The sequence below is a fragment of the Planococcus maritimus genome (genome assembly GCF_001687625.2).
Taxonomy (GTDB): Bacteria; Bacillota; Bacilli; order Bacillales_A; family Planococcaceae; genus Planococcus; species Planococcus maritimus.
The window spans coordinates 1,175,269-1,194,066 of record NZ_CP016538.2 but is presented as its reverse complement, the minus strand read 5'-3'; the positions used below and the strand labels follow the sequence as shown (position 1 = coordinate 1,194,066).

General features: G+C 47.3%; 19 protein-coding genes. 13 read left to right on the top strand and 6 right to left on the bottom strand.

All coding sequences use genetic code 11. The annotated features are described in order from the left end of the window. Positions 1–30 precede the first annotated feature (30 nt). On the bottom strand, positions 31–1,224 hold the full coding sequence (locus tag BBI11_RS05965) for an ornithine--oxo-acid transaminase (protein ID WP_068461490.1): 1,194 nt from the start codon (positions 1,222–1,224) through the stop codon (positions 31–33). A 126-nt stretch (positions 1,225–1,350) separates the two neighbouring features. Beyond that, complete coding sequence (gene pruA, locus BBI11_RS05960; RefSeq protein WP_068461488.1) at positions 1,351–2,895, bottom strand: L-glutamate gamma-semialdehyde dehydrogenase; 1,545 nt, start codon at positions 2,893–2,895, stop codon at positions 1,351–1,353. Positions 2,896–3,034: 139 nt separating this feature from the next. Here pruA and BBI11_RS05955 point away from each other — a divergent pair, with 139 nt between their 5' ends. Together BBI11_RS05955 and BBI11_RS16710 are read left to right on the top strand one after the other, a co-directional pair. Next, positions 3,035–4,258, top strand: coding sequence for an AAA-type ATPase lid domain-containing protein (locus tag BBI11_RS05955; protein WP_335645543.1), 1,224 nt, complete (start codon positions 3,035–3,037; stop codon positions 4,256–4,258). Beyond that, positions 4,195–4,344, top strand: coding sequence for a helix-turn-helix domain-containing protein (locus BBI11_RS16710; protein ID WP_335645552.1), 150 nt, complete (start codon positions 4,195–4,197; stop codon positions 4,342–4,344). The genes BBI11_RS05955 and BBI11_RS16710 overlap by 64 nt, the downstream gene beginning before the upstream one ends. A gap of 26 nt (positions 4,345–4,370) precedes the next feature. On the opposite strand, the gene yugI is transcribed toward BBI11_RS16710, so the two are convergent. Both yugI and BBI11_RS05945 read right to left on the bottom strand, forming a co-directional pair. After that, a complete protein-coding gene (gene yugI / locus BBI11_RS05950; RefSeq protein WP_068461486.1) occupies positions 4,371–4,745 on the bottom strand; it encodes a S1 domain-containing post-transcriptional regulator GSP13 in 375 nt (124 codons plus the stop codon). An 86-nt stretch (positions 4,746–4,831) separates the two neighbouring features. Beyond that, complete coding sequence (locus BBI11_RS05945; RefSeq protein ID WP_156889042.1) at positions 4,832–7,393, bottom strand: hypothetical protein; 2,562 nt, start codon at positions 7,391–7,393, stop codon at positions 4,832–4,834. A 118-nt stretch (positions 7,394–7,511) separates the two neighbouring features. Here BBI11_RS05945 and BBI11_RS05940 point away from each other — a divergent pair, with 118 nt between their 5' ends. Together BBI11_RS05940 and BBI11_RS05935 are read left to right on the top strand one after the other, a co-directional pair. Continuing rightward, positions 7,512–8,849 carry a sodium-dependent transporter gene (locus BBI11_RS05940; protein ID WP_068461482.1) on the top strand — a complete coding sequence of 446 codons (1,338 nt, stop codon included), beginning with the start codon at positions 7,512–7,514 and terminating at the stop codon, positions 8,847–8,849. Between the two features lie 101 nt (positions 8,850–8,950). After that, complete coding sequence (locus BBI11_RS05935) at positions 8,951–9,166, top strand: helix-turn-helix domain-containing protein (RefSeq protein WP_171900955.1); 216 nt, start codon at positions 8,951–8,953, stop codon at positions 9,164–9,166. 43 nt (positions 9,167–9,209) lie between these two features. Here BBI11_RS05935 and BBI11_RS05930 read toward each other — a convergent pair whose 3' ends face one another. After that, positions 9,210–9,455: a DUF1871 family protein gene (locus tag BBI11_RS05930; protein WP_068465628.1), complete on the bottom strand. Its 246-nt coding sequence runs from the start codon at positions 9,453–9,455 to the stop codon at positions 9,210–9,212. Between the two features lie 90 nt (positions 9,456–9,545). Here BBI11_RS05930 and BBI11_RS05925 point away from each other — a divergent pair, with 90 nt between their 5' ends. Further along, positions 9,546–10,715 carry a MalY/PatB family protein gene (locus tag BBI11_RS05925; RefSeq protein WP_068461480.1) on the top strand — a complete coding sequence of 390 codons (1,170 nt, stop codon included), beginning with the start codon at positions 9,546–9,548 and terminating at the stop codon, positions 10,713–10,715. Between the two features lie 41 nt (positions 10,716–10,756). Here the strand turns inward: BBI11_RS05925 and BBI11_RS05920 are convergent, their stop codons facing one another. Then, positions 10,757–11,410 (bottom strand): peptidylprolyl isomerase, encoded by a 654-nt coding sequence (locus BBI11_RS05920; RefSeq protein ID WP_068461479.1) that lies wholly within the window; start codon positions 11,408–11,410, stop codon positions 10,757–10,759. Between the two features lie 130 nt (positions 11,411–11,540). On the opposite strand from BBI11_RS05920, the gene BBI11_RS05915 reads away from it, so the two are divergent. From BBI11_RS05915 to mnhG, 8 genes are all read left to right on the top strand, one after another. Then, positions 11,541–12,773: an MFS transporter gene (locus BBI11_RS05915; protein ID WP_068461477.1), complete on the top strand. Its 1,233-nt coding sequence runs from the start codon at positions 11,541–11,543 to the stop codon at positions 12,771–12,773. A gap of 224 nt (positions 12,774–12,997) precedes the next feature. Beyond that, on the top strand, positions 12,998–15,412 hold the full coding sequence (locus BBI11_RS05910; protein ID WP_068461476.1) for a Na+/H+ antiporter subunit A: 2,415 nt from the start codon (positions 12,998–13,000) through the stop codon (positions 15,410–15,412). Next, a complete protein-coding gene (locus BBI11_RS05905; RefSeq protein ID WP_068461474.1) occupies positions 15,399–15,821 on the top strand; it encodes a Na(+)/H(+) antiporter subunit B in 423 nt (140 codons plus the stop codon). Before BBI11_RS05910 ends, BBI11_RS05905 begins: the two co-directional genes overlap by 14 nt. Then, positions 15,821–16,168: a Na(+)/H(+) antiporter subunit C gene (locus BBI11_RS05900; protein WP_068461472.1), complete on the top strand. Its 348-nt coding sequence runs from the start codon at positions 15,821–15,823 to the stop codon at positions 16,166–16,168. Before BBI11_RS05905 ends, BBI11_RS05900 begins: the two co-directional genes overlap by 1 nt. Beyond that, complete coding sequence (locus BBI11_RS05895; RefSeq protein ID WP_068461469.1) at positions 16,161–17,642, top strand: Na+/H+ antiporter subunit D; 1,482 nt, start codon at positions 16,161–16,163, stop codon at positions 17,640–17,642. The genes BBI11_RS05900 and BBI11_RS05895 overlap by 8 nt, the downstream gene beginning before the upstream one ends. Positions 17,643–17,648: 6 nt before the next feature. Then, the gene (locus BBI11_RS05890; RefSeq protein WP_068461467.1) at positions 17,649–18,128 is read left to right on the top strand and encodes a Na+/H+ antiporter subunit E; all 480 of its coding nucleotides are present in this window, start codon (positions 17,649–17,651) and stop codon (positions 18,126–18,128) included. Next, a complete protein-coding gene (locus BBI11_RS05885) occupies positions 18,125–18,403 on the top strand; it encodes a Na(+)/H(+) antiporter subunit F1 (RefSeq protein ID WP_068461465.1) in 279 nt (92 codons plus the stop codon). The genes BBI11_RS05890 and BBI11_RS05885 overlap by 4 nt, the downstream gene beginning before the upstream one ends. Further along, positions 18,387–18,767, top strand: a complete 381-nt coding sequence (gene mnhG / locus BBI11_RS05880; RefSeq protein ID WP_083389019.1) for a monovalent cation/H(+) antiporter subunit G — start codon at positions 18,387–18,389, stop codon at positions 18,765–18,767. The genes BBI11_RS05885 and mnhG overlap by 17 nt, the downstream gene beginning before the upstream one ends. Positions 18,768–18,798 lie beyond the last annotated feature (31 nt).

Here is an 18,798-nt window from a genome sequence, read left to right as displayed (position 1 = left end):
ATGGCAAACTTCCATTTGCCATAACGATTGTTATTTTGTGAACACTTGGTGAATGCGCTCAAGTGCCCAGTCCAATTCTTCTTTTGTGATGATCAATGGCGGTGCAAAACGAATGACTGTGTCATGCGTTTCTTTGCACAATAGCCCAAGTTCTTTTAGTTGTTCGCAGTATGGACGCGCTGCTTCTGTCAGTTCCATTCCGATGAACAAGCCACGTCCGCGAACTTCCTTGATGACTGGATGGTCGAGTTTTTTCAACTCTTCCATAAAGTATGTGCCAAGCTCTAATGAACGTTCCGGGAGGCTCTCTTCTTGAAGCACTTGCATAGAAGCAATGGATACGGCACAAGCAAGCGGATTTCCGCCAAATGTCGAACCGTGCGATCCTGGGTTAAAGACACCAAGTACTTCATTGTTTGCGACAACACAAGAGATTGGGAATACTCCGCCGCCAAGCGCTTTTCCGAGAATGTACATATCTGGGTCTACATCTTCCCATTCGCAAGCGAACATTTTTCCTGTGCGTGCAAGCCCACATTGGATTTCATCAGCGATGAACAAGACATTGTGCTCACGGCAAAGCTCACGCGCTGCTTTTAAAAACCCTTCCGATGGCATGATGATGCCCGCCTCGCCTTGAATCGGCTCGATGAGGAAAGCTGCTGTGTTTGGCGTGATGGCATTTTTCAGCGCATCTAAATCACCGAATGGAACAATATTGATACCTGGCAGCATCGGGCCGAAGCCTCTGCGGTATTCCGGGTCAGATGAAAGGGAAACGGCTGTCATTGTACGGCCATGGAAGTTGCCTTCACATGCGATGATTTCTGCCTTGTTCTCTTCGACACCTTTGACGTCGTATGCCCAGCGACGGGCAGCTTTGATAGCTGTTTCCACAGCTTCCGCTCCGGTGTTCATCGGCAAGGCCATTTCTTTTCCTGAAATTTCACAAATCATTTCGTACCACGGAGCCAATTGGTCGTTGTGGAAAGCACGAGACGTCAATGTGACACGGTCTGCTTGATCTTTTAATGCCTGGATGATTTTCGGGTGGCGATGGCCTTGGTTGACTGCAGAATAGGCAGACAACATATCCATAAACTTATTGCCCTCTGGATCCGTTACCCAAACGCCTTCTGCTTTTGAGATAACGATTGGCAGTGGATGATAGTTCTTCGCCCCGTATTGTTCTGTTTTTTCAATGATTGACTGTGTTTGTGTCATTCCAAATTCCTCCTTAAATTTAGACCCTATCCATTAATCCTGTTGGAAGCGCTTAACGGTGCCCTTTTTAAAAAAGGCAGACACGGAGTCTGCCTTTTGTGCATCATTATACCATTAAATGAATAATTAATACATTTCAGAAGTTGTTTGTGCTTGCATATGAAGCACCAAGTAGTCTGGTCCGCCTGCTTTCGAGTCAGTACCGGACATGTTGAATCCACCAAATGACTGATAACCTACGATTGCGCCTGTGCAGCCGCGGTTGAAGTACAAGTTCCCGACATGGAATTCCTCACGCGCGTACTCGAGGTGCTCACGGTTGTTAGTAACTACGCCGCCTGTCAAGCCGTATTCTGTATTGTTAGCGATGTCGATTGCTTCTTTAAAGTCTTTTGCTTTCATCAAACCAACAACCGGTCCGAAGATTTCTTCTTGCATGATGCGGGCTTGTGGATCCAAGTCAGCAAAGACCGTTGGGTTGACGAAGAATCCAGTTGAATCGTCGCCGTCGCCACCTGCTACAAGACGCCCTTCGTTTTTGCCGATTTCGATGTAGTCCATGATTTTTTTGTATGAGTTGCCATCGATGACAGGACCCATGAAGTTGGATTGTTCGACCGTGTTGCCGATCGTGAGTTCGTTAGTCAATTCCACAACGCGCTCTAGTACTTCATCGTAAACATCTTCAACGATCACTGCGCGTGAACCTGCGGAACATTTCTGCCCACTGAAACCGAAAGCCGATTTGACGATCGATTGTGCAGCAAGCTCGAGGTCCGCGTTGTTGTCAACGACCATCGTGTTTTTGCCGCCCATTTCAGCGATCAAGCGTTTCATCCAGATCTGGCCTTCGTTCACTTTAGAAGAACGTTCTGCAATGCGCAGACCGACTTCTTTTGAACCAGTGAATGAGATGAAGCGAGTGTTCGGGTGGTCGACCAAGTAATCACCGACTTCTGAGCCCGGTCCTGGAATGTAGTTGACGACGCCTTTTGGCATGCCTGCTTCTTCCAATACTTCGATGAATTTGTAAGCGACGACCGGAGTTGTGGATGCCGGCTTCAAGAGCACCGTGTTGCCTGCTACCATTGCTGCGACAGTTGTTCCTGCCATGATTGCGAACGCAAAGTTCCATGGAGAGATGACAACGCCGACACCAAGTGGAATATAGTCGTAACGGTTGTATTCGCCTGGGCGGCTTTCCATTGGCATGCCGTCTTTCAGGCGTAGCATTTGGCGGCCGTAGTATTCAAGGAAATCGATCGCTTCTGCAGTATCTGCATCCGCTTCGTTCCATGGTTTGCCTGCTTCTTTAGTCAAAAGTGCTGAGAATTCGTGTTTGCGGCGGCGAATGATCGCTGCTGCTCTGAACAACACGTCAGCACGTACTTCTGATTTCACTTTTTTCCATGTCTTGAATGCAGCGTCTGCTTCTTGCATGGCTTTTTCTGCTAGTTCTTTATTTGATTTGGAGACGCGCCCAACGATTTCTTCTTTATCCGCCGGATTGAATGAAACGATTTTATCTTCAGTCGTTACGCGTTCTCCGCCGATGATTAACGGGTAATCCTGGCCGAGGTATCCTTCTACCGTTTTCAGGCCTTCCAAGTATGCATTGCGATTCTCTTCGATCGAGAAGTCTGTGAATGGTTCATGTTTGTAGGGAATCATTGGGAATCCTCCTTGTAGTTGAGCGAGTGCAAAAAAAATTTGCACTCTTAATCTGTTTCCACTTATAATAATGCAAAAGATTATTGCGTTTTTCAAGTGTTTTAATCTAAAAAGTCAAAAAAATTTTGGAGTGAAGGCTATGAACGAACAGCAAATAGACTTGGCCCCTTTTTATAAATTCGCTGGAGACCATGTGGCAGTAGGGATACATGCTATTGACAGCAAAGGGAAAACCATTTTATATAATCGCAAGATGCGAGAGATTGAAGGTTTCGATTTTCAGGAATTAACCGACCGTTCGCTGTTAGAGATGTTTCGTTTTGATCAAACGCAGAGCACCTTGCTAAAAGCGCTGACAAGCGGAACGCCGATTTTGAACATTAAGCAAACCTATTGGAACCGTAAGGGACAAGAAATCACTACGATTAACGATAGTTATCCGGTATTCGATCATGATGTACTAATCGGGGCAATTGAGTTGGCGCGTGATGTGACGACACTCGAACGGGTCATTTATCAACCTTTGAAAAAATACGAAGAGCCAATCACGTTTGCTAGTCTGACTGCCGTATCTGCCAGTATGAAAAACATCATTGCCCGCGCAGAAAAAGCGGCTGCGGCTAAACTCCCCGTATTATTAGTAGGCGAATCCGGCACAGGAAAAGAACTGCTCGCAGAAGCTATCCATTCTGCACACGATTCTGAACTTCCGATGCATATTTTGTATTGCCATGGCACTGACGGCCGATTGATCGATGAATTGGGTGAGGAAATTGAACGCATGCAGCACGGAACGATTTATTGTGAACGCATCGATTTGTTGCCCCGCGCATTGCAACTGCAATTGCTTGAGGTAGTCGAGCGACACATGGCCGGTGAGTGTTATTTTGTGGCAAGTGTCGGGGATGATCCTGTCGAATTGGTTTCTTCCAATACATTGGTGAAAGATTTGTATTATTTCTTCTCGGCGATGACCATTCAAGTGGAACCATTACGCCATAGAAAAGAAGACATCCTTCCTTTTGTCGATGATTATTTCTCACGGCACCGAATGAAAGTCGGATCAGTCATTCGCTCCTTATCAGACGAAGTGAAGAAATTATTCCTCGGGTATGATTGGCCAGGCAATTTGAAAGAACTCGAATTGCTGCTCGATGAGATTACCTCGCTTGTGACGACACAGGAAACGGTGACAGCTTCGATGCTGCCCCACCATTTTAAACTGAAAACACAAAGCGGGTCGCTGCAGCCGGAGGATTTCCTGGTCCGCACCGACAAGGATTTGCTGCCTTTAGAGGAATACTTGCAGGAGGCGGAAATGTATTACTTGGAAAAGGCGATGGACCTGTTCGGGGCAATGTAACAAAAGCCGCCCAGGCACTCGGCATGAGCCGACAGAATCTTCAATACCGCCTGCGGAAAATCAAAAAAAACGCCCAATCGACGTAAGGTCGATTGGGCGTTTTGCTATAGACTTATTGGCCAGAACGTTTGATCCATTCCTGCATCTTATCTTTCAATGTGTTAAAGCCTTCAGAATCGCTTTCGTTCACGTGAGACTGAAGTGATTGGCGTGGCTTTTCACTTTTTTGAGCTGCCGGCGGCTGTTCTTGCAACGCGCGGATCGACAAGCTGATTTTTTTCGATTTGCTATCGACGTCCAATACTTTTACGTCTACTTCCTGTCCAACAGACAAGTATTCGCTGACTTCTTTCACATAACCGTGCGTAATTTCTGAAATGTGGACAAGTCCTTGTGTTTGGTCGTCAAGTGCAACGAATGCACCGTATGGCTGGATTCCTGTTACTTTGCCGGAGACTTTATCTCCTGTTTGATACGTGTTTGTCATAGTTAACCGCTCCTAGTCTTTATCTAAATTACTGTACACCTATTGGCATCTGTATATTATAGCACAGGTTCCTTGTAAGAGTAAAATCAGTAGTTAGGAAATAGCTCGAAGCGCCAGCCTTCAGGCGTCAAGACCATCATCAGTTGTTCGTGCCAGACTTCGGATTCCTCCGTTTCGTAGCTAATTTGCAAATTCGCATCCACTTGGTCGAGAACATTTAAATCTGTCGCAGCAAACGACATACTTGTCATATTTTCGAATCCGGCGACCATATGGCTACTGGCAAAATTACGCCAAAACTCTGCTTCCCTTTCTTCCACTCCTGGTTGGAGCAATTTATTGGCAACCGCTATGTTCTCGTTATCAATCGCGTGCAATAAAGCATAAGCGATGACAAATGGGCGTGTGTCATCCGGCAGCGCTTTATTGTTTGCCAACAATTCATAGGCTTCCAAGCCACGTTTTTGCAGTTCAGGGTTCGATCCCTGTGAAAATTCTTGCAGTTCGTATTGGATCAGCCAAATCTGGTCACGTTCAGTCACCAATGCTGGCTGAAGCGGATTGGATTGGTGAAATCCAATATCCTGCTCTTCGTACATCACCGACGGGTGGATCATCACTTTCTCGTAGATGCGCTGTGTCATTTCTTCCCGAATCTCTACCCATAATGCAGTTTCCGTCAATTCAGGAATCGGTTCCCAATCAACCATATACTCTTCTAAGCTTGGCTTGAGCTCACTGTCAGCTAAAAGATGGTACATCGTTTCTGGGTCCTTCTCATGGTTGGCGTAGAAATAAAGAAAGTAAATGTCTAAGGGGTGAACACCGGCTAGTAAATTCGTATCATGCGATTTTTTGAAACGCGTATACAGCTCTTTCACACGATTGTAATCGAAATCTGCCAAGTCCACCATTTCCGATTCCACTTGAAAATCGCCATTTGGCAAAGTTTCACCGAGCTCTCCCTGCTGTGCGAGCTTAAGAATTTCCAGACTGTCGCCGTATTCTAAGTTGTCCAAGAAAGCGGAATGTTGCCAGCCGCTGTCTTCCATTTCGTTAATCACCGGCATCAGGATGGCCGCCAATGCGTCATGGTAAGTCAGCGTTTTCCAAAACTCGCGGATTTCAGGTTTAACGACACCATCCGCATAAATATCTTGTTCTGCGCCTTTCAAGATTTGCCAAACGGTTTGTTCATATATGACTTCGATTTCAGCTTTTAGTTTGCTATCGGTCGGTTCTTCAACCAATAGGTAAAGCATTTTGTAAAATTCATTGGAGAGCTGGAACGGTTCCACTAGCCAGCCCTGCTCATCAAAATAGGGATAGACGGCAAAGATTTCTAGATACATATGCGCAAATGGATGCGTCTGGAATTGCGGTAGCCACTGCAATGATTCGGTATCCTTGATCAATAAGTACATTCTATCAGGCTCTGTCAGACGAAAGCGCAACCCGTATTCACTCCAGCCAGTAAGCAATTGCTGCAATTCAGCTGATGCATCCGGAATATCTTCTATTAATAACTGGGGTTCTCCGTAATGCTCAGATGCAGCGGGCAATTGATCTTCATTATTTTTTAAAATGCCCTCCGCAAAACCTTGCAGTTCATTTGTTTTCTCCAAGTACACTTGCATAAATCGGTCTATTTCGTCGGTCTGCATATGACCAGAGTTCACCAAGGATTCGGTCATTCCTTTCGGAGTTTCAATCCTCCACAGCAGTTCTTCCACCTGTTGAGTAAAAAGTTCCGCATCATCTTCGTGCTGCTTTAGCTCGCTGCGGCTGAATAAACGGTCTTTTTCTTCGTCCGCGTCAGCGACGTAAGCAAACTCGACGAATTCCTCTTCTTCCAAGCCGAGACGTTGTTTGGCATTTTCCCGCGTTTCTTCATACTGCTGTTCCATCTCTTCTGCCATCTCCTGTGTCAATTGCCCTGCTGTTGCTTCAGAGGCGGATGGCAGGCGGAAGCTGTCGAAGAAAAAAGACGCGCCGACGACTCCGGCAAGCATGGCGATCGCAGCTGCCACTATCCAAATAGCCGGCTTTTTCGCTGTTGGCACTTGTGGTTGCGGAGCTTCGGCCGGGCTGATATGATCTTCCATCAGCATTTCCCTATCCGGCAGCTTGAGCCGTTTGATAGATTTCTCCAGGAATTCAAGCCGTTGGAGAAGTTCTTGTTGATCTGCAACGGCCAACTTCATTGCTAATTCGCTTTTTGCGCTGTCTATGTAACTGAGCATTTCGGGTTCATTTAGTTGTAGTACCTGTGCGGCAAAAGATAGATTTCTCCCATTCACCAAATAGAGAACGGTCGCTATCCGTTGATTGAACGGCAATGATTGCAGCGCAAAATGACTTTCCCGATCTTCTTGAAAGCCGATCAAACTCCCATCGTTTTGCAAATCGGGAAATTGTGCCAGTTGTTCTGCGGCAGCCCGGTAGAAATACAACTCCGTATCGTCCGCTGCATCCAGGTTTCCCACAGATTCCCAGACATTTTGAATAAAGGCATTCGTGCGGTCCGCAGACATGCCATTTTGGTAAGCGAACCGCCTAAGCTCTTCTGCTAGCTGTGTCGTTGGTTCGTTCGTTCCACTTACCGGATTGTTGTTTTCGTCCATCTCCCCATCAGCTCTCTTTCTCATGAATTTCCTTTTATTTCTATTATACAGAAGAAAATCAATCCCTTCTTAAATAATTCTATTTTTTTCTGGGGGGCTCGTGTAAAATAGTGAAATCCAATCGATTTAGGAGGAACCAATTATGAAAGCACGTGAACAATGGACATCCAAGATCGGTTTCATTCTCGCAGCAGCCGGCAGCGCTATCGGCCTCGGGGCGATCTGGAAGTTCCCATATGAAACCGGCGCAAACGGAGGCAGCGTTTTTATTTTGCTGTTCATCCTTAGCACCGTCTTGATCGGTTTGCCGGTCCTGCTTGCTGAATTTGTCATCGGGCGCCGCGGCCAAGCAGACGCCGTCAGCGGACTCAAAAAACAAGCACCCGGAAAGCCGTGGTATTTGATTGGCTGGTCCGGATTTATTTTTTCTTTCTTGATCCTTTCTTTCTACAGCGTCGTCGGAGGTTGGGTGCTATCGTATCTAGTCCGAGCCATCACTTTACAATTATCTGGGCTTGGCGATGCTGATTTCGCCGAGCTGTTCGGCAGCATCATCAGCAGTCCATTGGAAGTTCTGATTGCACAGGCAGCGTTCATGGCCTTAACCATTTGGATTGTCCAAGGCGGCATTAAAGGCGGCATCGAACGTGCCAGCAAAATCATGATGCCGGCATTGCTCGTATTCTTCGTTATCTTGATGATTCGTTCCTTGACACTCGACGGGGCGATGGAAGGCGTGCGGTTCATGTTCGTGCCTGACTGGTCGTTTTTCAATTTCGAAACGGCGCTAGTGGCACTCGGTCAAGCGTTCTTCTCTTTGAGTGTCGGTGTTGCCGGCATGATCACTTACGCTTCCTACTTGAAGAAATCCGAGAATTTGACGCGTTCGGCCGTCAGTGTCGTCACCTTGAATATCGTCATTTCCATCATGGCCGGTTTAATCATTTTCCCGGCCGTATTCGCACTTGATTATTTACCGGATCAGGGGCCCGGGCTCGTCTTTATTATTTTGCCGGCCATTTTCGACCAATTGTTCATGGGGCAATTCCTGATCATCATCTTCTTTATCCTGCTATTGTTCGCGACTTTGACCTCATCCATCTCGATGCTTGAGATCACTGTATCGATCGCCGTCAAAAACAAATACGATCGCCGCCGCCGTTTGGCATTCATTATCGGCTTGGCCATTTTCGTCGTCGGCATTCCGAGCGCATTGTCGTTCGGCGTCATGAGCGAACCTGTATTCTTCGGATATACCTTCTTCGACTTTGTCGACATCTTGACGAGCCGTATCGGTTTGCCGCTCGGCGCATTATTCACCTCCCTGTTTGCGGGATATGTTCTGAGCAATAAAGATGCGCACAACGAATTGACCCAGCAACAGTCGTGGGTGGAAGTATGGCGCGTGCTTGTGCGCTATGTAGCGCCAGCTGCCATTATCGTCGTATTCATCAATGGCATCATTAATATCTTTTCGTGAGCCCTTTGTTCGAAAAATGCCACAACTCTTTATGCAACATTTGACTTCCCCGTGGTATGATGGAGCTAGAAGGAAGTCTCTAAGAAAAGGAGTGTATGACTTTGAAAAAAGATTTGCACACCCAATTGAAAATGCTGCGGGAAGAACGCAATTTGTCGCTCGATGACTTGTCCTTGAAGACACGTATCGGCACAGCACGCCTTGAATCCTATGAAAGTGGCGAAGAAGTACCATCCGTCCAAACGATCCTCGTGCTATCGAATGCACTCGAAGTACCTGCTTCCAACTTGCTAGATGGGCTGGAAACTACCAAATAAAAAAGCTTCGGCAATGTGCCGGAGCTTTTTTATTTTGGCCTTTTTAAATAATGTGCTTCGCTTCGTATTTTACAGCGAGTAACTTATATGAGACTTCCACGCACTTTTCCAGTGGAATCCACAATTTAAAAGATGATTCGTATATCCCTTGAATCGCCTTCCCTAAATCTGACGGGTGGTCAATATCGTGCAGCTTATTAATGACTTGAGCCGCTTCTGCCTGGTATTCGATTGTCTTGAGCGAGAAAGGATCCCATCCCTCGATAATCCTTAGCGCTCTTTTATCCATCTCCACCGTATTCAATCGCCTTCACCTATCATTCCTGTATCATTACCAGCTATAATATCATAGAAACCAAAAAGAAATGAGGAGATTGTTTTGAATTTGTTCGAACAAGTGCATGAACGCAAAAAAACCCGTTCGGTAAAATGGGGGCGTATGGAGAGTGTTTATGGAATCGAAGATGCATCCGATATCTTGCCTATGTGGGTGGCGGATATGGACTTTCCGGCTCCCCCTCCAGTGACTGCCGCTTTGCGAGAGCGATTGGAACATCCGATTTTCGGTTACTCATATATATGCGAGGAGTGCAAGACGGCGGCTTCGGATTGGTTTAAAAAACGCCACGGGTTAACACTTGAAACCGACTGGATGCTGTTCCATCAGGGCGTCATCCCGGCCATGGCCAGTATCATCGATGTCTTTACAGAAATAGGCGATTCTGTATTAGTGACACCGCCTGTCTATCCGCCGTTTTTCTCCATCCCGAAAAACCTGGGGCGTGAAGTCTTGTATTCCGAACTCATCGAACAGGGCGGCGATTATTCGATCGACTGGGCTGATTTCGAAGCCAAGCTCCAACAATCTCGTTTGTTTATCTTATGCAACCCGCATAACCCTGGCGGCAAACTTTGGACTGCGGAAGATTTGCAGCACATCATCGAGTTATGTGCACGCCACGAAGTCTTGATTTTGTCGGATGAGATCCATAGCGACTTGATCCATACAGGCGAAACCCACCTGCCGCTCTTATCACTTGCTGGGAACGAACGGAATCGCGTCTTCACATGCATTGCCCCGACGAAGACCTTTAACTTAGCCGGTATTCAAGCCGCCATGATTGTCACTCCAGACCCAGACAAACGCAGCCGTTTAGAGCAACATATGCAAGCCCATGGCACCGGGTCTTTGAATGCGTTTGCGCCTGTGGCATGGAAAGCGGCGTATGAGCAAGGCGAACCGTGGCTGAATGAATTGCTAGAGGTATTAGCTCATCACATCGATTATGCGGTTAATCGGCTCGAACGGGAAGTGCCTGGTTTGAAAATCCGTAAGCCTCAGTCGACGTATTTATTATGGATTGATTATCGTTCACTTGGCCTCACGGAAGACGAAGCCATGAAGCGCCTGCTCGAACAAGGAAAAGTGGCGCTTGAGCCGGGATCGAAATACGGTGAAGCCGGGCGTGGTTTCTTGCGCATGAACATTGCCTGCCCTACAAAAACCCTAGAAGATGGCATCAGCCGGATCGTCCGCGCGTTCACTTGAAACACAAAAAAGCTATCGCTTGAAGCGATAGCTTTTTCTTATTATTCGATGATCTCGATTGATTCGATGACGATGTCTTCAAGTGGTTTGTCATTTGCTCCTTTTTCGACAGCGGCAATTTTATCAACGACCTCCATGCCTTCGTCAACTTGTCCAAAGACGGTATGCATCCCGTCTAGCCAAGGTGTCCCGCCCATTTCTTCGTAAGCGGCCGTGATTTCCTCTGGATAATCAGAGGCGCTGCCTGCTTCAATTCCATCAGCCTGGACGATAAAGAACTGGCTGCCATTTGTCCCAGGGCCGGCATTCGCCATTGACAAGGCGCCGCGGAAATTGAACAGCCGATCGCTGAATTCGTCTTCAAACGGCTCGCCGTAAATGCTTTCGCCGCCGCCCCCTGTGCCGGTCGGGTCACCGGTCTGCAACATGAAGTCCTCGATGACACGGTGGAAAATGATGCCTTCATAATACCCCGATTCGGCATGCCCAAGGAAATTCTCTACCGCTTTCGGTGCAATTTCTGGGAATAGGCGGATGCGCATCGTGCCTTCCGATGTCGTCATCTCTACTACAGTTTCTTCCGTAATACCTTTTTCAAGCTGCGGATAGCCTTGTGGCTCTTCTTCAGAATTCCCGCAAGCCGCTAACGCAACTGCACAGACTAGAAGTAGTCCTGACCATATACTCTTTTTCATTTCGTTTCACCCCGCTTTATTCTAGCATAGAATTTTTCAGAATACAGCGGTAATTAATTCTGCTTTTTTCGGGTAACGAACTATTATATAATATAGGAAGAGTTTCGGTTTCAGAAAGAAGGGGTTCCAACTGGATACTCAGAAAAGAAATTTCTACATCATTATGTTCACCAATTTCCTAGTCGCTGGAAGCACCACAATGATCATGCCGTTTTTATCCTTGTATATCGAATCGCTCGGCAACTTTTCGGATGAATACGTGCAGCGCTGGTCGGGGCTGGTGTTCGGTGTGACCTTTGTTGCGGCATTGTTCATGTCGCCGGTATGGGGGCGCATTGCGGACAAATACGGTTTCAAGCCTATTTTAATAATTAACGGCTTCGGAATCGCTACTAGCATTTTCTTGATGGGGACAGCCGACTCCGTCTTAGGTTTGTTCATGATTAGGTTGTTTATGGGCGTCGTGACGGGATTCATCCCGACTTCGCTTGCATTTGTCAGTTCCCAGACAACAAAAGAAACAGCCGGTAAAACACTTGGCACGCTCCAGATGGGCAGTGTGTCAGGCACTTTGTTCGGGCCGGTCATCGGCGGTTTGATGGCAGATGCATTCGGCTTTACCTATACGTTTCTCATTACCGCTACGATCATCGGCATCGCTGCCTTGTTCGTTGTCTTCGGTCTAAAGGAAATCCGCAAACCGAAACGAAAAGGTGCGCACGTCTATGCACGCAGCACCGTCATCCATGGCATTTTGCATCACCGCTTGCTGCTCAATGTCATGATCATTACTGCGTTGATTCAAATCGGCAATTTCAGCATTCAGCCCTTATTGTCTTTATATGTCGCGGAATTGACGGAAGGCACGGCACAAGTCGCTTTTCTCGCAGGTGTCACCTTTAGTGCGACAGGCGTCGGCAATTTACTGTTCGCAAGGCTTTGGGGACGGCTTGGAGACTCAGTCGGCTATGAGAAAATTCTCGGCTTGCTATTGCTCCTTGCGTTTGTCTTCATCATCCCGCAAGCTTTTGTTACCGAATTGTGGCAGCTCATTGTTCTACGCTTGTTCTTCGGTATCGCAGTTGGCGGCATGATTCCGACCACCACCGCCTTGATGCGCCGAGAAGCGCCGATTGATATCCAAGGCGAAGTCATGGGGTATAATACGAGCTTCCGTTTTCTTGGCAATATCGTCGGGCCGATGTTCGGCGGAATCGTCAGTGGCTTTATCGGCATTTCTTCTGTCTTTATCGTGACAGGTACCTTATTCATCTTGGCTTTCGTCTTTTTATGGTATACGAAAAAACAACCTGACCAAGATTTTGAGGATGTGTTATTGGAGCAGGAATTGAAACATTCATAAACCAACTGGAAAAAACCGGTTAAAGGCAGTTGCCTTTAACCGGTTTTTTAGCCTCTTTTTATATTCGCAATATTCAGATCGAAGAGTTTCTTCCTATTACAAAACACCAAAATCAAAAGACACGCTTTCAATCATCGCAAGGGTGTGCGGTGCAAATCCGCTCTGAATGCGTTATACTTTTTAATTAGAAACTCATCACGTATCACTTTGGAAGGAGGATTCATTTGTCTCTTGTATTTCTAATTTTCATACCGATCCTTGCAGCGCTATTTATTCCGCTGCTATTTAAACGACTCGGCCAGATTCATACAGGCTGGTTCGTTTTGCTGGTTCCGGCAGCTCTGTTCTCATACTACGCCACTCGCCTTCCTTCAGTTATGGAAGGTGGCACTTATGTATCTGAATTTTCCTGGATCCCTTCCCTCGATATCGCCTTTGTTGCATATCTCGATGGGTTGAGTTTATTGTTCACTTTGCTGATTACTGGAATTGGCGCGCTTGTCGTACTTTACTCGATTTTCTATTTGGACAAGCACCGCGAACAATTACATAATTTCTATGTGTATCTCTTGATCTTCATGAGCGCCATGCTCGGCGTCGTGCAATCGGATCACTTGATAACACTGTACTTGTTCTGGGAATTGACTTCGATTTCCTCATTCCTATTGATCGCCTATTGGTATACGCGCGACCGTTCTCGTTTCGGCGCATTAAAGTCGATGATGATTACCGTCTTTGGCGGCTTGATGATGCTCGGTGGATTTGTTCTTCTCAGCATCATGGGCGGCACGTATTCCATCCGCGAATTGATCGCACAGGCACCTGAGCTTGCACAGCATGATTTCTTCATCTGGGCATTGGTTCTTGTGCTGCTCGGCGCATTTACGAAATCTGCACAATTTCCGTTCTATATCTGGCTGCCGGACGCGATGGAAGCACCGACGCCTGTCAGCGCCTATCTCCATTCGGCGACGATGGTTAAAGCGGGCATTTATTTGGTCGCTCGCTTGACCCCTGTCTTCGCTTTATCTGAAGTTTGGATGTGGCTCGTCGCTGGTGTTGGATTGTTCACGATGGTGTGGGCTTCATTCTTCGCCTTAAAGCAGAAAGACCTGAAAGGGATTTTGGCATTCTCGACTGTTTCCCAGCTCGGGCTAATCATGTCCTTGCTCGGTGTCGCTGCAGCGGCTTACCATGTCGAAGATGCGGCTGAAACCTACTTAAAATACGCAGCGTTCGCGGCGATTTTTCATTTAATCAACCACGCAACGTTCAAAGGCAGCCTGTTTATGATTGCAGGCATTGTCGACCATGAGACAGGAACACGCGACATCCGAAAACTCGGCGGTTTGATGAGTTTGATGCCAGTTAGTTTCACGGTCGCCTTGATCGGTTCTTTGTCCATGGCGGGTCTTCCCCCGTTCAACGGATTCCTCAGTAAAGAAATGTTCTTGACGGCGATGCTGTCGCTTCAGGAATTCGAGATGTTCTCGATGGACGTCTGGTGGGTGTTGTTCCCGATCGTCGCTTGGATTGGATCGGTCTTCACGTTCATCTATAGCTTGTATTTCGTATTCCATACATTTGCCGGCAAACATCAGCCGGAAGAATTGCCAAAACAAGCGCACGAAGCGCCAATCGGCATGCTCATTTCGCCAGTGTTCTTGGCCGCGCTTGTCGTCTTGATCTTCTTTATTCCGAACTTGATTGGCGATTGGCTCGTGAAGCCAGCCGTTGCGGCTATCCAGCCCTTCCTTTATGACTCGCCGCAAAACGTCGACATTCACGTTGCAGCTTGGCATGGATTCAATACAGAGTTGTTCATGGCACTCGGTATTTTCTCGATCGGCGGCTTGATGTTCTGGACCTTGCGCAAATGGCAGCGCCTTTACGACTTGTATCCGGACGCTGTGTCACTGAATCGTCTTTATGATGAAATGATGCTGCTTAGCGGCGGAGGGGCCAACCGCTTCTCCCGCATTTACATGACAGGATTTATCCGGTCCTATCTCGTTTATATGTTCAGCTTTATGACATTCATCGTTTTGCTGACACTGTTCTTGACCGAAGCGTTCCAAGTCGATTTTAGTAATTTAGCGCCAATTGGCGTCTACGAAATCGTCATCTTACTGGCGATGGTCGGTGCCACTTTGACAATTCTTGGTGCCAAGTCCCGGTTGACTGCGATTATCGCACTTGGGGCCGTCGGCTATTCTGTTGCCTTATTGTTTGTTATCTTCCGCGCACCTGACTTGGCGCTGACACAGCTTGTCATCGAAACCATCTCAGTCGCTTTGTTCTTGCTGGCGTTCTATCATTTGCCGCAAATCAGCCGCAAAGAAGAACGCATGAAATTCCGTTTCGGCAATGCACTTGTCGCACTTGGCGTCGGGGTCACGATGACCTTAGTTGCCTTGTCGGCACATTCACAAAAAGCTTTGCCATCGATTTCTGAATTCTACAAAGAAACCGTGTACAAAGAAGCAGGTGGCGGCAATATTGTTAACGTCATCCTTGTCGATTACCGCGGATTTGATACTTTGTTCGAGATTGCCGTGCTTGGCATTGCGGGCATTGGGATTATTACCATGATCCGCCTTCGCCTCACAAAAAAGGAGGGTCAGCATGAGAACAAATGATGTCATGCTTCAAACCGCCACGAAAGTGGTGACCTTCATCATCTTGATGTTTGCTGTCCATATTTTCTTCGCCGGTCATTACACGCCTGGCGGAGGGTTTGTCGGAGGGTTGTTAACCGCTAGTGCCATCGTCTTATTGATGCTGGCGTTTGACCTTCCGACCGTCAAAAAGATTGTACCGATCAATTACGTCGTGCTGACTGCGGTCGGCTTGTTGATTGCTATCGCAACTGCCAGCGCATCGATCGTTTTTGATGTTCCATTTTTCACACATGCCTACGATTATTTCGATTTGCCGCTGTTTGGGAAAACTTCTCTGCACTCGGCAATGTTATTTGATTTAGGTGTCTATTTGGTTGTTGTAGGAGTAACGATGACCATTATTCAAACGATTGGAGAGGATGAATAATGGAAATAGTCATGTCGGTTGCCATCGGCTTATTGTTTATGGCGGCTGTATATTTAATGCTATCGAAAAGTTTAATCCGCATCATTATCGGCACTGGCCTCTTGAGCCATGGTGCGCACCTATTGTTGTTAACAATGGGTGGCCTTGGCGGCACGGCGCCGCCTGTTGTGGCGGATGGGGTTTCGGTAAGTGATTATGCCGATCCCCTGCCACAGGCACTTATCCTGACAGCGATTGTCATCTCGTTCGCGGTCACGTCATTTTTCTTAGTGCTCGCCTATCGAGCGTATCAGGAACTTGGCACTGACAATATGGAGCTATTGAGAGGTACAGAAGATTATGAGTAACTTAGCCTTATTCCCAATAGTTATCCCGTTGATTTTTGCCGCTATCTTGATGCTATTCCCGAAAAAATTGTCCATGCAGCGCACTGTGGCGATTGTCGGTGTTAGTGCGACACTCGTTTCGGCACTGTTCTTGTTTTCAAAAGTTTCTACTGATGGCATTCAAGCCGTGACGCTCGGCAGCTGGCCTGCCCCGTTCGGCATTTCCATGGTATCCGATATGTTGTCGGTGCTATTGGTGCTCAGTTCTACACTAGTCACGTTGTTCGTGCTGTTCTACAGCATCCCAACGATTGGTGTAAAGCGGGAGCAATCGTACTATTATCCAGCTGTCTTGTTCTTGATGACCGGCGTCAATGGTGCGTTCACGACAGGCGATATCTTCAACTTATTCGTCTTTATCGAAGTGTTGTTGATGGCTTCTTATGCATTGATCGTTCACGGCGGTGAAAAGCCACAGCTGCGCGAATCCATCAAATACTTGCTCGTGAACATCATTTCATCTGCATTGTTCGTTTCCGCTGTCGCTTATCTGTACTCAGTCACCGGCACACTCAATATGGCCGATTTGGCTGTCAAGATTCCAGAAATTGAAGCTGTCGGCATCCTGACAGTTATTGCTGTCTTGTTCTTGGTCGTCTTCGGCTTTAAAGCGGCGATTTTCCCATTGTACTTCTGGCTGCCTGGATCTTACTTTGCCCCGCCTATGGCCATTCTTGCCTTGTTCGGCGCGTTGCTGACGAAAGTCGGCGTCTATGCCATCATGAGAACTTATACACTGTTCTTCACGATGAATATTGGATTTACCCATGAGTTGCTGGCGATCATCGCCATTTTGACAATCCTTGCTGGCTGCATCGGCGCCCTTGCATATTTTGATGTCAAAAAGATTATTATCTACAACATCATTATCGCAGTGGGCGTCATCTTATTCGGCATCTCGCAAATGAACGAGGCGGGTGTCGAAGGGTCCATTTTCTATTTGGTGCACGACATGCTGATCAAAGCGGCTCTTTTCTTGTTGGTGGGCATCTTGACAGTCATTTTCGGTACTAGCGATTTACGCAAGATGGGTGGTTTGATCAAGAGCTATCCGCTCTTTGGCTGGACCTTCCTCATTGCGGCATTCGGCCTTGCCGGCATTCCCCCGCTTAGCGGGTTTCCGGGCAAACTGTTGATTGTCCAAGGTGGATTTGAAGGCACCCACTTTTGGGGCAGCCTGGTGATTCTGGCGACTAGCTTGCTGGTCTTGCTCAGTGTCGTGCGCATTTTCATCTATGCATTCTGGGGCGAGCCAGCGAAGATTGTTTCGATTGACCGTAAACATTATCTATCCATGTTCGTCCCGACAGCTATACTCGTCGCCTTGACCGTTGTGCTCGGCGCCGGCGCGGAACTCTTCATGCCGTTCGTTTCGGACGCAGGTGAAGTGCTGCTGAACCCATCGCTCTATATTGACGCGGTATTAAAGGAGTAGGTCAATATGTCTTTACAAGTTCTATTGAATTTTTTCCTGGCGCTCGTCTGGATGTTTATGACCGTGTCGTTCACTCCTTCCGGCTTCGTTATCGGCTTTTTGGTCGGCCTTGGCATCATCATCCTGATGCGCCGCTTCTTTTCAAAACGGCTATACGTCCTGCGTATCTGGGCAGTGATTTCGCTGTTCTTGTTATTCTTACGTGAGCTTTTCAAATCAAGTATTCAGGTGCTATCCATCGTCATCAGCCCGAATATGAACATCAAACCGGCCATTTTTGAAATGGAAACCGAACTCAATAACGACTGGCAAGTAACTTTGCTGTCAGCATTAATCACTTTGACACCAGGGACCTTGGTCATCGGAATTTCCGAAGACCAAAAACGCCTGTACATCCATGCCTTGGATTTTGAGGACATCGATTCCGCTGTGTCATCTATCAAGAACACGTTTGAGCGCGCAATACAGGAGGTGAGCCGGACATGATGATGTTTTATTGGGTTTCCCTGTTCATCGTCAGCATATCGTTTGCTGGCTTATTGTTCCGCCTCGTTAAAGGTCCGACAGTTGCAGACCGCGTTGTTGCACTCGATGCAATTGGCGTGACGCTCGTATCGATTGTTGCTTTATTGTCGATGATCATTGAGACAGAATTTTTCCTCGAGGTCATTCTGCTGATGAGTATTCTATCCTTTATCGGAACTGCCGCCTTTGCGAAATTCCTAGAGAGAGGGGAGATTTTCGATCGAGATTCTCGTTGATATCTTAATTATCGTTTTAATCGGCACTGGCGTCCTATTTAGCGCCGTCACCGCCCTCGGGCTCATCAGACTCCCGGATGTCTATACGCGGACACACGCAGCCTCTAAGAGCTCGACACTTGGTGTATTGTCCATCTTACTCGGAACCTTCGTCCATTTTTGGTTTAAGGAAGATATTTTCAACACCCAGATGGTCATTGCTATCGCCTTTCTGTTCATCACACAGCCCGTCGCCGGCCATTTGATCGGCCGCGCTGCTTATATGACAGGCATCAAAGTCGCAGAAGAAACCGTGCGCGACGATATGGGCACAGCAATTGAAAAACGCAAAAACAACCAGCAGGAAGAACTAGAAAACGAATAAAAAAACTGCAGCCGATTTGGCTGCAGTTTTT

Coding starts and splice junctions, on each gene's coding strand:
- BBI11_RS05940 (WP_068461482.1), top strand. CDS start 7,512: ATGAAAGCACGTGAACAATGGACATCCAAGATCGGTTTCATTCTCGCA.
- BBI11_RS05930 (WP_068465628.1), bottom strand. CDS start 9,455: ATGGATAAAAGAGCGCTAAGGATTATCGAGGGATGGGATCCTTTCTCG.
- BBI11_RS05945 (WP_156889042.1), bottom strand. CDS start 7,393: ATGAGAAAGAGAGCTGATGGGGAGATGGACGAAAACAACAATCCGGTA.
- BBI11_RS05965 (WP_068461490.1), bottom strand. CDS start 1,224: ATGACACAAACACAGTCAATCATTGAAAAAACAGAACAATACGGGGCG.
- BBI11_RS05885 (WP_068461465.1), top strand. CDS start 18,125: ATGATGATGTTTTATTGGGTTTCCCTGTTCATCGTCAGCATATCGTTT.
- BBI11_RS05920 (WP_068461479.1), bottom strand. CDS start 11,410: ATGAAAAAGAGTATATGGTCAGGACTACTTCTAGTCTGTGCAGTTGCG.
- BBI11_RS05955 (WP_335645543.1), top strand. CDS start 3,035: ATGAACGAACAGCAAATAGACTTGGCCCCTTTTTATAAATTCGCTGGA.
- BBI11_RS05890 (WP_068461467.1), top strand. CDS start 17,649: ATGTCTTTACAAGTTCTATTGAATTTTTTCCTGGCGCTCGTCTGGATG.
- pruA (WP_068461488.1), bottom strand. CDS start 2,895: ATGATTCCCTACAAACATGAACCATTCACAGACTTCTCGATCGAAGAG.
- BBI11_RS05895 (WP_068461469.1), top strand. CDS start 16,161: ATGAGTAACTTAGCCTTATTCCCAATAGTTATCCCGTTGATTTTTGCC.
- BBI11_RS05900 (WP_068461472.1), top strand. CDS start 15,821: ATGGAAATAGTCATGTCGGTTGCCATCGGCTTATTGTTTATGGCGGCT.
- yugI (WP_068461486.1), bottom strand. CDS start 4,745: ATGACAAACACGTATCAAACAGGAGATAAAGTCTCCGGCAAAGTAACA.
- BBI11_RS05905 (WP_068461474.1), top strand. CDS start 15,399: ATGAGAACAAATGATGTCATGCTTCAAACCGCCACGAAAGTGGTGACC.